Origin of the sequence: Bacillus sp. SDLI1 (assembly GCF_001553895.1) — a bacterium.
In the GTDB taxonomy this organism is placed as follows: Bacteria; Bacillota; Bacilli; order Bacillales; family Bacillaceae; genus Bacillus; species Bacillus siamensis.
On the sequence record NZ_CP013950.1, the window covers coordinates 2,878,049 to 2,892,490 of the forward strand.

Annotated in this window: 13 protein-coding genes and 1 other annotated feature; of the genes, 9 read left to right on the forward strand and 4 right to left on the reverse strand. The window is 46.9% G+C overall.

The genetic code is table 11. The features are described from left to right. Positions 1–15: 15 nt before the first annotated feature. Positions 16–873 carry a MurR/RpiR family transcriptional regulator gene (locus AUL54_RS13915; protein WP_060964229.1) on the reverse strand — a complete coding sequence of 286 codons (858 nt, stop codon included), beginning with the start codon at positions 871–873 and terminating at the stop codon, positions 16–18. 151 nt (positions 874–1,024) lie between these two features. Here AUL54_RS13915 and AUL54_RS21515 point away from each other — a divergent pair, with 151 nt between their 5' ends. From AUL54_RS21515 to AUL54_RS13930, 3 genes are all read left to right on the forward strand, one after another. Continuing rightward, a complete protein-coding gene (locus AUL54_RS21515; protein ID WP_016937878.1) occupies positions 1,025–1,183 on the forward strand; it encodes a hypothetical protein in 159 nt (52 codons plus the stop codon). 91 nt (positions 1,184–1,274) lie between these two features. After that, positions 1,275–1,514 (forward strand) — a binding site (T-box leader). A 62-nt stretch (positions 1,515–1,576) separates the two neighbouring features. Next, on the forward strand, positions 1,577–2,917 hold the full coding sequence (locus AUL54_RS13920) for an amino acid permease (protein ID WP_060964230.1): 1,341 nt from the start codon (positions 1,577–1,579) through the stop codon (positions 2,915–2,917). A 113-nt stretch (positions 2,918–3,030) separates the two neighbouring features. Beyond that, positions 3,031–4,181, forward strand: a protein-coding gene (locus AUL54_RS13930; RefSeq protein WP_101605368.1) for an IS3 family transposase whose coding sequence is annotated in 2 segments (ribosomal slippage) — positions 3,031–3,304 and positions 3,304–4,181 — 1,152 coding nt in all. Because the reading frame shifts where the segments join, the coding sequence is not laid out codon by codon here. Between the two features lie 42 nt (positions 4,182–4,223). On the opposite strand, the gene AUL54_RS13935 is transcribed toward AUL54_RS13930, so the two are convergent. After that, positions 4,224–5,141, reverse strand: a complete 918-nt coding sequence (locus tag AUL54_RS13935) for a DMT family transporter (RefSeq protein WP_060964233.1) — start codon at positions 5,139–5,141, stop codon at positions 4,224–4,226. A 97-nt stretch (positions 5,142–5,238) separates the two neighbouring features. Here AUL54_RS13935 and AUL54_RS13940 point away from each other — a divergent pair, with 97 nt between their 5' ends. After that, the gene (locus AUL54_RS13940) at positions 5,239–6,117 is read left to right on the forward strand and encodes a LysR family transcriptional regulator (protein ID WP_060964234.1); all 879 of its coding nucleotides are present in this window, start codon (positions 5,239–5,241) and stop codon (positions 6,115–6,117) included. Between the two features lie 30 nt (positions 6,118–6,147). Here the strand turns inward: AUL54_RS13940 and AUL54_RS13945 are convergent, their stop codons facing one another. Continuing rightward, on the reverse strand, positions 6,148–6,555 hold the full coding sequence (locus AUL54_RS13945) for a hypothetical protein (RefSeq protein ID WP_060964235.1): 408 nt from the start codon (positions 6,553–6,555) through the stop codon (positions 6,148–6,150). Between the two features lie 273 nt (positions 6,556–6,828). On the opposite strand from AUL54_RS13945, the gene AUL54_RS13950 reads away from it, so the two are divergent. After that, a complete protein-coding gene (locus AUL54_RS13950; RefSeq protein ID WP_016937883.1) occupies positions 6,829–7,836 on the forward strand; it encodes an LLM class flavin-dependent oxidoreductase in 1,008 nt (335 codons plus the stop codon). Positions 7,837–7,872: 36 nt separating this feature from the next. Here AUL54_RS13950 and AUL54_RS13955 read toward each other — a convergent pair whose 3' ends face one another. After that, entirely contained in the window at positions 7,873–8,961 is a 1,089-nt protein-coding gene (locus AUL54_RS13955; RefSeq protein WP_049627429.1) for an arabinose utilization transcriptional regulator AraR, read from the reverse strand. A gap of 224 nt (positions 8,962–9,185) precedes the next feature. Here AUL54_RS13955 and AUL54_RS13960 point away from each other — a divergent pair, with 224 nt between their 5' ends. From AUL54_RS13960 to AUL54_RS13975, 4 genes are all read left to right on the forward strand, one after another. Next, positions 9,186–10,580: an arabinose-proton symporter AraE gene (locus AUL54_RS13960; RefSeq protein WP_060964236.1), complete on the forward strand. Its 1,395-nt coding sequence runs from the start codon at positions 9,186–9,188 to the stop codon at positions 10,578–10,580. 264 nt (positions 10,581–10,844) lie between these two features. After that, positions 10,845–11,879, forward strand: a complete 1,035-nt coding sequence (gene cggR, locus AUL54_RS13965) for a gapA transcriptional regulator CggR (protein ID WP_016937886.1) — start codon at positions 10,845–10,847, stop codon at positions 11,877–11,879. 33 nt (positions 11,880–11,912) lie between these two features. After that, positions 11,913–12,920, forward strand: a complete 1,008-nt coding sequence (gap, locus tag AUL54_RS13970; RefSeq protein ID WP_016937887.1) for a type I glyceraldehyde-3-phosphate dehydrogenase — start codon at positions 11,913–11,915, stop codon at positions 12,918–12,920. Between the two features lie 321 nt (positions 12,921–13,241). Then, entirely contained in the window at positions 13,242–14,426 is a 1,185-nt protein-coding gene (locus AUL54_RS13975; protein ID WP_060964237.1) for a phosphoglycerate kinase, read from the forward strand. The last annotated feature ends 16 nt before the right edge of the window (positions 14,427–14,442 follow it).

Sequence of the window (14,442 nt, forward strand, 5' to 3'; positions counted from 1 at the left end):
ATATTCAGAAAACGGTTACAAACGTTTGTGCGCAATCATTTTTCTGATTTGCTGCAAGTTGGCGAGCGTTTTCTCCTGCCGCAGACGTGCCGTTGCGAAATAAAGTGTATCAATGACCGTCAGCTGGGCGAGTCTTGCGGACATCGCTTCCGTTCGAAAGGCCGTCTCTCTTGTTGATGTATACAGCACAACGTCAGAAATCTGGGTGAGCGGCGACTTTTGGTAGCTTGTAATGCCGATCGTGCCCGCGCCGAGCGATTTGGCCGTTTTTACCGCGTCGAGCACATCCTTGTTGCTCCCCGAGTGAGAAATCCCGATGACTGCGCTTCCGGGACCGAGAAGACCCGCTGACATCGCCTGGAAGTGAGAGTCCGTGTGAGCGATGCAGTTTATGCCCGTGCGCATAAACTTATGATACGCATCTGTGGCGATCAGCCCGGAGCCGCCGTTTCCGTAAAATTCGATTCTGTCTGCGCCGTGAATCATCTCTGCCGCTTTTTCAACATCGGCCGGATCTAACAACTGAAACGTATCGGTCAGGCCGGAAATATTTGCGCGGAAAACTTTTTGGATGATGACTTCGGTATCGTCATCAGGGCTCATTTCTTCATGAATGTGCTGCACAGGCTCCTGAACGATTTCCTGAGCAAGCGCGATTTTCAAATCCTGATAGCCGGAAAAACCGAGCCGCTTGCACAGCCTGAAAATCGTCGCTTCAGAGCTTTTCGTTTTTTCCGCCAGCTGAATGATAGAGAGATGAACCACGTCTTTCGGTTCCTTCACGATATGGTCTGCAATCGCTCTCAATTTTGGCGACAAGCCTTTGCTGGCTGCCTGAATCTTCCCGATACTGCTTGAATTGACAGGGGTCATGCTATAACCTCCCTATTCGAATGTAAACGCATACTTTTATGATAAAGCAAGTTTCAATATAAGGAAAACAGAATTTTAAAATTGTTTTTTCGATTTGGCGTATAAAAAAAAGAGAAAGGCCGCCGATGATAGAAAGTGAGGAGGCATCTGGATGAAAAAAGCATGGATTCTTGTCATATCCTTCGGCATTGCGCTTGCGCTGTTTTTATACGCAAACACTAAGGTGAAAGCGGAAAGCGCGGCACCCGGAAAGCAAAGCCTTGTTTCCGGATTTCAGCTGAGATTTTCGAATGACCGGGAAGGACAATAGACGGCAAAAATTAGTATTGACTTTAAAATTAGAAGACTGTATATTATGTTACTATATTCAGAAAATAAAAACTCAAGAGATTCATTTAACATAAAACACTGTGAACGGGAGCAGTAAAAGAATCCAGTCAGAAGAAGAGAGCCGCGGGGTGGTGCAACGCGGACTGATTGTTCTTTGAACTCGCCCGGAAGTGGCAGGGCGGAACGGAATTGTCGGAATATTCCCTATGTCCTAACGGCTGACCTTCGTTAAAAGGTTTTTAAGCTGGATTCCGGATATTCGGGATCAACAAGAGTGGTACCGCGGCTGCCTGAGGCACGCCGTCTCTTTTCTAAAAAGAGGCGGCGTGCTTTTTTATGTGATGAACACTTTTTGCGAGAGGGCGTGTGATAGATGGAAAAGGACAAGCAAACATTAAAACGGACGATGTCGTCCAGACACATTATGATGATGGCGCTTGGAGGCGCAATCGGGGCCGGGCTCTTTAAAGGCAGCAGCACGGCGATTGATGAAGCCGGGCCTTCCGTGCTGCTGGCCTACCTCCTCGGCGGAATCATTCTGCTGTTTATTATGCAGGGGCTGGCTGAAATGGCCGTCAGAAACAAACATGCAAGGACGTTCCGTGATTTGGTTGAGCAGTCTCTCGGATCGTACGCTGCATACTTTTTAGACTGGATCTATTGGAAAATGTGGGTGCTCAATATTGCCGCGGAGGCGGTCGTAGCCGCCATTTTCATTCAATATTGGCTGCCGGAATGTCCGATATGGATACTCGCTTTGATTATTTCTATCGTGGTAACGGTCGTAAACATGCTTTCTGTGAAGCTGTTTGCCGAGACAGAGTACTGGCTCGCGCTCATTAAAATTACAGTGATTGTCATCTTTATTTTATGCGGAATTCTGCTTTTATTTTTCTCATTCGGCAATCACACGGCGCCGGGGCTGTCTCATTTAACGGATCACGGAGGGTTTTTCCCGCATGGAGCGGGGGGCGTCATCACGGCGATGCTCGTCGTGATCTACTCATACGGCGGAACGGAAATCATCGGCGTCACACTGGCGGAGACAAAAAATCCCGAAAAGGTGATTCCGAAAGCTGTCCGAAGCACGTTAACGCGGATTGTCGCTTTTTACTTGCTGCCGTTTTTCATCATCGTCAGCCTGATTCCTTGGAATCAAGTCAACAGCGTTCCTGAAAGCCCGTTTGTCATAGTATTTAAGATGATCGGAATTCCGGGTGCCGACCATATTATGAATGCCGTCATTCTTCTTGCGATTATCTCGTCCATGAACTCGGGATTGTACGGATCATCCCGCGTCTTATTTACGCAGGCTTCTGACGGCCGGGTGCCGAAAATCTTTTCAAAACTATCGAAGAAAAAGGTTCCCGTCTATGCGATTCTGACTTGTACGTCATTTTTATATGTAGGCGTCCTGATTTCTTTATTTGCAGGAAGCCAGACGTTTAATTATTTGATGGGTTCACTCGGCTATACCGTGCTGTTCATCTGGCTGATTATCGGATTCGCCCATTTGAAATCAAGAAAACATTCAACAGAACAGCCGGCTTATTACGTCAAATGGTTCCCGTACACGACATGGTTCGCGGTTCTTGCGCTTTTGGCCATCCTGATCGGCGTAATTGCGACGACATCCATGGTCATCACATGCATCACCGCGGCCATCTACCTGCTTATTACGGCTGCGTATCTCGTGAAAGGGAGACGTCGATAAATAAAAAACTCTTGCCCCGGGGGCTGACCCCATAATATGAGACAAACAAAAAACACCTTCAAGTTTGAAAACGGATCGTTGTTATCCGAAATTAGACTTGGAGGTGTTTTTCTATGAAGGCAAGAGTGAGTTATCCGGTTGAAGTCAAACAGAAGGCTGTAGAAATGAGATTCGCGGGCGTGCCTGTGAAGGAGATCATGCAGGAATTGAATATAAAGAATAAGACGCAGATTCAGACATGGGTCAGGTGGTATAAAGCTGGGGATACACATCGATTCCAACAACCTGTCGGAAAGCAATATTCTTATGGAAAAGGTCCAGAGTATTCTTCCGAATTAGAGAAACTGCAGGCAGAAAATCGTTATCTGAGACAACAGAATGAAGTGTTAAAAAAGTACAACGAATTGGAAAGGAAGCTGATAGCGAAACGCCAGTCGAGCTTGTAGAAGCATTGCGCGGCACAATGACCATAAAGGATATCTGTATTCATTTAGGTATCTCACGAGCATCTTATTATCGTTGGAAGAAGAATCTGATGAAAGATAACCCTAAATACCATTTAGAAAAACAAATCGGCACGTTGTGCCGAGAACACAAGTATCGATATGGCTATCGGAAAATCACAGCCATATTAAAAAAGGGAATGCGTATAAATCATAAAACGGTTCAGCGCATTATGCAGAAGAATCAGTGGCAATGCCGGGTTAAGGTGAAAAAGCGCAAGAAGAATGGGCAGCCATATGCCGTGGCCGAGAATATATTGGATCGGAACTTTCAGTCTGATCGCCCTCTGGAAAAGCTAGTAACGGATATCACATATTTGCCTTATGGGCAGAAACAATTGTATCTTTCCAGTATATTGGATTTATACAATGGAGAAGTGATTGCTTTTACGATTAGCGATAGACAGGACACAGACTTTGTCTTACACACACTTGATCAGCTGCCCGCACTGCCAGAGAACTGCGTGTTACATAGTGACCAAGGTTCTGTTTATACATCTTATGAGTATCAGAAAGCTGTTAAAACAAAAGGCATTACCATGAGCATGTCCCGCAAAGGGACGCCCGCTGATAATGCCTCCATCGAATCGTTTCATTCCTCACTAAAGTCTGAAACGTTCTACCTCGACAGGTTGGAAAGCACTACGACGACCATCGTAGAACAAACTGTCGAAACCTATATACACTATTATAACAACATTCGTATTCAAACGAAACTAAACAACCAGCCGCCGGTCACATACCGACAGCTGGCTGCTTAAAGGTGTTTTGATCCCTGTCTCAAAAACGGGGGTCAGTCCCTTTTAATGAGCGGCCTTTTTTTCTGCGGCCAAAGCAGGTGTTTTCAGTCTCTTCGGTGTTATATTCACCAAACAGATGCTTGTGACAATCAGAAGCAGTCCGGCTAAAAGGCTGACGGTCAGCGGCTCATGCAGGAATATCGAGCTGACGACAATGGATATGAGCGGGATCAGGAAGGTGTAAGAGGCAACCTTGCTTGCTTCCCCTGAACCGACAAGCGTAAAAAAGGCGAGCCAGCCGAGCGCGATGACAAATACTGAAATAAACAGAAGGCTGAGAATGAACGGAGCTTTCCATTGAATCGCTGAAAAGCTTTCCGAAAAACTGCCGGAGCTGACAAGCAGCACGCCGCCGATCAGAAGCTGAAGAGCGACCATCCAGATCGCGTCCGCGCGTCCGCCCGTTCTTTTCACATATACCGTGCCGAGCGCCCAGCTGACTGCGGAGCCTAAGGCCAAAAGAATGCCGGCGATGGAAATATGACCTCCGAAACCGGCTGAGCTGATGACGGCGACACCGGCAAAGCCCAGAATAAGCCCGGCGATTTTCAAAGGATACATCGATTCGCCGAGCCACAGCCAAGAAAAAACACCCATTAAAACCGGCTGGAAAAACACGATGGCTGAAAATAAGCCGGCAGGCAGGTAATTCAAGCCGACCGTTTGCAGGCCGTAAAATAAAGTAATATTTAAAATAGCAGAAATAAGATAGATCGGCCACGTTTCTTTAAAACGCAGCTTTTTAAAACGGGGCAGCGCCACCATTAATAATAGAAGTCCGCCGATCAGCGTGCGGATTCCGGCAAACAGAAGTGGCGGCGAATAGGCGAGCGCGGCCTTTGTCAGCGGCCAGTTAATCCCCCATACCGTAACTAAAAACGCCAGCATGAGAGCTGTCTGTATTTTCGAAAGCTGTTTCACGTCGTTCACTCCTTGTAGAACAATTCCATCATATGATACGGTAATCAGCAAGATAAATAAAATGAATCTTTTTTATAAGGAGCATAAGTAAAACGTTATGACGATTACACAACTGCGGGTTTTTGTTCAAATCGCTGAAACGGGAAGTTTTACGAAAGCGGGGCAGGCGCTGAATATGACGCAGCCCGCCGTCAGCCATGCCATTTCTGCGCTTGAGTCAGAGCTCGGCATTAAGCTGATCATCCGCGAGCGCCGCAACGGCGTAAGGCTCACGGACACGGGCGGAAAAATTCTCGTCCATATCAGAGAGGTGCTCAAAGGCATAGAAAAAGCCGAGCAGCTGGCGGCCGCGGAAAGAGGGCTTGAACAGGGAACGATTCACGTCGGCACATTTCCGGCCGCTTCCGCTTATTTCATTCCAAAGCTGATCAGCATGTTTAAAAAGCGATATCCGAAGCTTGAATTGGTGCTTCATGAAGGAACGGTCAACGAAGTAAAGGAATGGCTCCGCTCCCGGGTAATAGACGTAGGTATTACTCTTTTTCCTACGGAAGACATGGAATATCTGCCGCTGAAAAAAGATAAAATGGCCGTCGTGCTTAGAAATGATCATCCGCTTTGCAGCTGTGAGGCAATTTCTCTGAAAGATCTTGACTGCCAGCCGATGATCATCTGTGACGGAGGATACGAATCACCGCTTATTGATATGTTTAGGGAGGCAGGATCTGTGCTGACTGCCGCATTCACTGTTTACAACGTCAATACGTCCATCAGCATGATTAAAGAAGGGCTGGGAATCGCGATATTGTCACAAATGTCTATGTCGGGAATATCGCTGCCGGACAATGTCGTGACGAGAGAATTGAATCAGGCGGTGTACCGCGATGTTCTGCTTGCCGTTCCTTCCATAAAGGAAGCTTCATTGGCGGCAAAACTTTTTATTCAAATCGCGCAGGAACTCACAAAGAATGAATAAAAGACCCTAATCATCTTAGGGTCCTGAATCTTATCGGTTAATTTTAAAAGAGTTTGTCGTATTGACAAGTTTTGAACCGCTGAACGTGGCTTTGACACGATAATAACCTGTCTTGCATCCTTTTAAAGAGAATGACTTAGTCACCCTTACTGAGAAAGAGAAGGTTGTTTTTTGGCAAGTCGTCCATTTCTTTCCGGACTTTCGCTGTAAGTATAGGTTTCCTTTAAAGGTTCGATTTGACGGATACGCTGTACTGAGAGTAAAATCGACAGTTTTCGCTTTTTTCGTGTAGTAGGAGGCATCGGTAGATCCGCTTACATTTAAATGCTGCTGAGTGCCGTCATAAAAGTCTGCAGCGTATGCCTTATCGGTGTTTCCTGTAAAAAAGATTGCTGCCAGTAAAGCTGTTGTGAGTGCCATTAAGAGTTTTTTACGCATATAGAATGACTTCCTTCCTATTCAATATATTACATATGTTAACATTATTGGTTCTGTTCTTTCAATGATATCTTTTCATTTTTATATCATTCTAGGCTCTTCATATCTGAATGTTATAGATTCATTCATACAGAGTTCACCAGTAATAACCGCTGATTGATTGTTCGAAGATCATCGAATCAAATTGTTTAACTCACGTGAAAAGCTGTGGTAAGGTGGGTGGTAGAGACCTTGTTTAAGATCTGCTTACACTAAACCATAAAGGAGAAAACGATGGCTGAACATACATTGAAAGATACTGCGTTTTCCGTATTGAATTTATCGCCGGTCGTACAGGGGGGAACGGTTGCTGAATCGTTCCGCAACAGCATGGATTTAGCGCGCCGTGCCGAGGAGTGGGGCTATAACCGCTATTGGCTGGCGGAGCATCATAATATAGAAGGCGTCGCCAGTTCGGCAACGTCAGTGCTGATCGGCCACATCGCCGGCGGCACGAAAAAAATCCGCGTCGGTTCAGGCGGCATTATGCTGCCGAATCATTCGTCACTTATAATCGCGGAGCAATTCGGAACCCTTGAAACGTTATATCCGGGGCGGATTGACCTCGGGCTCGGACGCGCGCCGGGAACCGACCAATTAACGGCGAGAGCCTTAAGAAGAAACATAAACAGCGGGGAGGATTTCCCGGAGCAGCTTGAAGAATTGAGAAATTACTTCAAACCGACAGGCAATGTGCGCAATCAAGTCCGCGCCATTCCGGGCGAAGGGCTGGACGTGCCGATCTGGCTTCTGGGCTCAAGCGGCTTCAGCGCACGCCTTGCCGGAGAGCTCGGGCTTCCGTTCGCCTTTGCGGCTCACTTCTCACCGAAAAACACCGTGCCGGCTCTTGAGTTATACCGAAGCTCCTTCCGTCCGTCAGACGTGCTGGATAAACCGTACGCGATGGTCGGCGTCACCGTCATTGCCGCAGACACGGATGAAAAGGCGGAGCATCTGGCGACATCGCACTATCAAAGATTTTTAGACCTCGTCCGCGGCACGCCGAACCAGCTGAAGCCCCCTGTTGAAGACATGGATCAAATCTGGTCGCCGTATGAAAAAGCGATGGTCAATGAACAGCTCAGTTCAACGATCGTCGGCGGACCGGAGCGTGTGAAGGAAAAGCTGGAAAGCTTCATCCGGACAACACAGGCGGATGAAATCATGGTGAATTCAGAAAGCTTTGAGCATGCCGACAGAATGCGGTCGTTTGAAATCATCGCCGAATTAAAAAACAGCTGATCAAAAAAAAGCAATGTGCACAGCACATTGCTTTTTTCATTCGCCGATCCGCCTGACGGAATTCCGGATGACGAGTTCCGGTTCATACACGACGTCATCTTGCTTCGGTTTTTTATGTTCTAAGCAGTCGATGACGTATTTTGCCGCCGCTTTCCCCATAATGGATTTCGGGTGCTTAACAGAGGTGAGCTTCACCTCGGAAATCTGGGCGAAATGTGAATCATCATAGCCCATGACTGACACGTCATCAGGCACCTTTAAGCCGAATTCTCTGAGAAGATTAATCGTCTTCAGCGCAATTTCATCATTATAACAAAGAATGGCCGTCGGGTATGACCCGCTGTTTTGCTCAAGGGTATCCTTAATCTTTTGGAGAAGCACGGTTTCTTTTTCTTCAGTCGTGTAGGTTACGATCATGTCCGGAGACGGGAAGATTCCGCGCTCCCGATGCGCCTGCAGATAGCCGTTCATCCGTTTGACGCCCTGCGTGTCATCCGCTTTAAAAATTCCCATAATGTGCGTGTGCCCGAGGGACATGACGTATTCGCAAGCCATCATGCCGCCTTTGACATCATTGACGGAAAAGCTCGGTGCGGCCAGCTCCGCATAAGAAGCGTTAATCATGGCAAACGGAATGCCGTTTTTCTCCAGATTGAGATAATAGCCGATGTTGGGCGTCTGCAGCGCGCTTTTCGTAGGCTCGACAATCAGCCCGTCTATATTTTTAGACAGCAGGTTTTCAAGGCCCCGTCGTTCACTTTCTGTATTGTTGTTGGTGCTCGTCAGCAGCATGGAATAGCCTTGTTCGCTTAAATAAGATTCGATTCCCCTGATGATGCTCGGGAAAATATAGTCTGATATGTACGTTGTAATGACGCCGATCGTTTTGTTTGAATGCATAGCTGATTTCGCCGTGCGTGAAGCGACAAAGGTGCCTCCGCCCTGAACGCTGTACAGCAGCCCCTGCGAGACTAAATCCCCGATCGCTTTTCTGATGGTATGGCGGCTGACGCCGAACTGCTGCATCAGCTCATTTTCCGTAGGCAGCTTTTGGTCAGGCTGTATTTTCCCTTGATTCAGCCATGAACAAATTTCTTCTTTTACTTGAGCATATTTCGGTAGCATATCAATTCCTCCAAAATGTATACGGACAAATTCCAGTATAACATAGTAAGCCCTTTCATCAAGTCGCAAAAACAATTGACAGATTCTGAAAAACTGCTTATTCTTTATTTGTACGTACTAATTTTCCTTATTTTTAGATAAAATTCTTTATAAGTACGTACAAATGTAACAGCGCACTGTTTTGTAAGCGTTTTTATTCCACTATTCGCGGGAGGGTAAAATTCATGAAGAATCACCCGGCACCAATTGGCTCAAATGTACCTGTCACTCGGCAGCATTCGAAGTGGTTTGTCATTCTTATCTCATGCGCGGCCGGACTGGGAGGGCTTTTGTACGGTTATGACACGGCGGTTATTTCCGGCGCCATCGGTTTTCTGAAAGACTTGTACCGTTTAAGTCCTTTTATGGAAGGGCTTGTGATTTCAAGCATTATGATCGGCGGTGTTTTCGGCGTCGGGATTTCAGGATTTTTGAGTGACCGTTTCGGACGGAGAAAGGTTCTGATGGCAGCGGCCCTTTTGTTTGCGGTGTCAGCGGTTGTCTCTGCGCTTTCTCAAAGTGTGTCTTCCTTAATTATCGCCAGAATCATCGGCGGTCTGGGAATCGGAATGGGCTCCTCGCTTTCTGTCACCTATATTACCGAAGCCGCTCCGCCGGCCATACGCGGCAGTCTTTCCTCACTGTATCAGCTGTTTACGATATTAGGGATCTCCGGCACTTATTTTATTAACCTCGCCGTCCAGCAGTCCGGCTCATATGAATGGGGGGTGCACACCGGCTGGCGGTGGATGCTCGCTTACGGCATGATTCCGTCCGTCATCTTTTTTATCGTGCTGCTTATCGTGCCGGAAAGTCCTCGCTGGCTTGCAAAAGCGGGGCGCAGGAATGAAGCTCTCGCCGTGCTGACGCGCATTAACGGCGAGCAGACCGCGAAAGAAGAAATCAAACAAATCGAAACGTCTTTACAATTAGAAAAAATGGGATCATTGTCTCAGCTGTTTAAACCGGGGCTGAGAAAAGCGCTTGTGATCGGAATTCTGCTGGCTTTGTTCAATCAGGTCATCGGCATGAACGCGATTACGTATTACGGGCCGGAAATCTTCAAAATGATGGGCTTCGGGCAGAATGCGGGGTTTGTCACGACATGCATCGTCGGTGTCGTCGAAGTGATTTTCACCATTATTGCGGTTCTTTTAGTCGATAAAGTAGGCCGGAAAAAGCTGATGGGGGTCGGATCAGCCTTTATGGCGCTGTTTATGATCTTAATCGGGGCATCCTTTTATTTTCAGCTGGCAAGCGGGCCGGCTTTAGTCGTCATTATATTGGGATTCGTCGCCGCTTTCTGCGTTTCAGTCGGGCCGATTACGTGGATCATGATTTCAGAAATCTTTCCGAACCACCTCCGCGCACGCGCCGCCGGTATCGCGACGATATTCCTGTGGGGGGCGAACTGGGCGATCGGCCAATTCGTGCCGATGATGATCAGCGGGCTGGGTCTCGCGTACACTTTCTGGATATTCGCCGTCATTAATATTCTCTGTTTCTTGTTTGTCGTGACGATCTGCCCTGAGACGAAAAATAAATCATTAGAGGAAATAGAAAAACTCTGGATAAAATGAAAGCGTTTTACGACAAAAGTCCGCTCCGGCGGGCTTTTGTCTGTCACCTTCAGTCTGTTTCTGTATATAATGACTGTATCAAGGAGATACTGGTAAATCCTGCGAAGAATGTCGAGGAATTGACCTTTAACAGTTGAATTAACAAAGTCATCCTGTTAAAATAATTAAAGAAAGCAGACATAATTTTTTTTGGCTATGATGGGACGTTTTTTGTCATAGCGGGACATTTTCTGTCCAGTATGAATAGGAAGGAACGTTTGAGTCATGAACCAGTTAATACAAGCTCAAAAAAAATTATTGCCTGATCTTTTGCTTGTCATGCAGAAAAGATTTGAAATCTTGCAGTATATCAGGCTTACCGAACCGATCGGCCGCAGAAGTCTCGCAGCCAGTCTCGGATTGACCGAGCGCGTTCTCAGAAGCGAGGTTCAGTTTTTGAAAGAACAGAATCTCATTGATATTAAAACAAACGGCATGACAATGACGGAAGAAGGCTATTCACTGCTTTCGATTCTGGAAGATACGATGAAGGATGTTTTAGGATTGACGCTTTTGGAAAAGACATTAAAAGAGCGGCTTAATCTGAAAGACGCCATTATCGTCTCCGGAGACAGCGACCAATCTCCTTGGGTCAAAAAAGAATTAGGGAGAGCGGCCGTTGCGTGTATGAAAAAGAGATTTTCAGGCAAAAATATCGTCGCTGTAACCGGCGGTACGACAATCGAAGCCGTCGCCGATATGATGACGCCGGATTCTAAAAACCGTGAGCTTTTGTTTGTGCCTGCAAGAGGCGGTTTAGGCGAAGACGTGAAAAACCAGGCGAACACCATATGCGCGCATATGGCGGAAAAGGCTTCAGGCACTTACCGGCTTTTGTTTGTTCCCGGACAGCTGTCACAAGGCGCCTATTCATCTATTATTGAAGAGCCTTCCGTAAAAGAGGTGCTTCAGACGATTAAATCAGCGAGTATGCTCATTCACGGAATCGGCGAGGCTAGAACAATGGCGGAGCGAAGAAACACGCCTTTGGAAGATTTGAAGAAAATAGATGACAATCATGCGGTGACAGAGGCATTCGGCTACTACTTTAATGCGGACGGAGAAGTCGTTCACAAGGTGCATTCAGTCGGAATGCAGCTCGATGACCTCGATGCCATTCCCGACATTATCGCGGTAGCGGGCGGATCATCAAAAGCAGAAGCAATCGAAGCTTATTTTAAAAAGCAGCGAAACACGGTTCTCGTCACGGACGAAGGAGCCGCAAAGAAGTTATTAAGGGATAACAGTCCCTCAATATAAATATCTCTCACTTATTAAAAGGAGGAAATAATCATGGCAGTAAAAGTCGGTATTAACGGTTTTGGTCGTATTGGACGTAATGTATTCCGCGCAGCATTAAACAATCCTGAAGTTGAGGTAGTGGCGGTTAACGATTTAACAGACGCTAACATGCTTGCTCATCTTTTACAATATGATTCCGTACACGGAAAATTAGACGCAGAAGTTAAAGTTGACGGCAGCAACCTTGTTGTTAACGGCAAAACAATCGAAGTTTCTGCTGAGCGCGATCCTGCGAAACTCAGCTGGGGCAAACAAGGCGTTGAAATCGTAGTTGAATCTACTGGTTTCTTCACAAAACGCGCAGACGCTGCGAAACATTTAGAAGCCGGCGCGAAAAAAGTCATCATCTCTGCACCTGCTAACGAAGAAGATATCACAATCGTTATGGGTGTTAACGAAGATAAATACGATGCGGCTAACCACGATGTTATCTCTAACGCATCTTGCACAACAAACTGCCTTGCGCCGTTTGCAAAAGTACTTAACGACAAATTCGGCATCAAACGCGGTATGATGACAACTGTTCACTCTTACACAAATGATCAGCAAATCCTTGATCTTCCGCACAAAGACTACCGTCGTGCGCGTGCAGCAGCTGAAAACATCATCCCAACATCAACTGGTGCTGCTAAAGCAGTTTCCCTTGTTCTTCCTGAACTGAAAGGCAAACTGAACGGCGGAGCTATGCGTGTGCCGACTCCAAACGTTTCTCTTGTTGACTTAGTTGCTGAACTTAACAAAGACGTAACGGTTGAAGACGTAAACGCAGCTCTTAAAGAAGCGGCTGAAGGCGATCTTAAAGGAATCCTTGGCTACAGCGAAGAGCCATTAGTATCCGGAGACTACAACGGCAATGCTAACTCTTCTACAATCGATGCTCTTTCTACAATGGTTATGGAAGGCAGCATGGTAAAAGTAATCTCTTGGTACGATAACGAAAGCGGCTACTCTAACCGCGTTGTTGACCTTGCAGCTTACATCGCAAAACAAGGTCTTTAATTCATAGCTCCCGGAAAGGGCCGGACTTGGTTCTTTCGGACAGAAACGCTATAATGAAAGCGGACAAGGGAAGGGGACGGACTCCCTTTCCCTTTTTCCATGAGAACCGGCTTTCAGAAAGCGCCTGATTGCTGCAGAACGTCCGCGTTTTGCAGTTTCAGCGGCACTTTCGTTTTCCTAGCCGCCTGCCCTGGCTCAGAAGACGATCTGCCCCGTGCCCGGAAGCTGCAATCTGCCCCGCGGCGGAAGCATCATAAGGCGGTTTCACGTTTCACGTTTTTCGTGCTATGCAAACCATTTTGAAGGAGGATCTCCTAAGGCATGAATAAAAAAACAGTAAAAGACATCGACGTAAAAGGCAAAGTCGTATTCTGCCGCGTTGACTTTAACGTTCCAATGAAAGACGGGGAAGTAACAGACGATACTCGTATCCGCGCTGCGCTTCCGACAATCAAACACCTTGCAGACCAAGGCGCGAAAGTCCTTCTTGCGAGCCACTTAGGCCGCCCGAAAGGCGAAGTGGTTGAGGAGCTTCGTTTAACTCCTGTCGCTGCACGCTTAGGCGAACTGCTTGGCAAAGAAGTGAAAAAAGCAGATGAAGCTTACGGTGATGCTGTAAAAGCACAAATTTCTGATATGAAGGACGGAGACGTTCTTGTATTGGAAAACGTACGTTTCTACCCTGGCGAAGAGAAAAATGATCCTGAGCTTGCTAAAGCATTTGCTGAGCTTGCGGATGTATATGTCAATGACGCATTCGGTGCTGCCCACCGTGCTCACGCATCTACAGCCGGAATTGCCGAGCATCTGCCGGCGGTTGCAGGATTCCTGATGGAAAAAGAGCTTGATGTACTTGGAAAAGCGGTGTCTAACCCTGACCGCCCGTTCACGGCAATCATCGGCGGAGCGAAAGTAAAAGACAAAATCGGCGTCATCGAAAGTCTGCTTGATAAAGTGGACAACTTGATCATCGGCGGAGGTCTTGCTTACACATTCGTTAAAGCACTTGGCTATGAAGTCGGTAAATCTCTTCTTGAAGAAGATAAAGTCGAGCTTGCAAAATCATTCATGGACCGCGCGAAAGAAAAAGGCGTTAAATTCTATATGCCGGAAGACGTTCTCGTTGCTGATGATTTCTCTAACGATGCAAATGTTCAAATCGTGCCGATCTCTGAGATTCCAAGTGATTTAGAAGCCATCGACATTGGTACGAAAACACGCGAAACGTATGCTGACGTTATCAAAAACAGCAAACTTGTCGTGTGGAACGGACCGATGGGCGTATTCGAAATCGACTTGTTCGCTCAAGGCACAAAAGCGGTTGCAGAAGCATTGGCAGAGGCGAATGATACATACTCTGTCATCGGCGGAGGAGACTCTGCGGCAGCCGTTGAAAAATTCGGTCTTGCTGACAAAATGAGCCACATCTCAACAGGCGGCGGCGCATCCCTTGAATTCATGGAAGGCAAAGAGCTTCCAGGGGTAGCTGCACTGAACGATAAATAAAACTGCTATAAGGAAG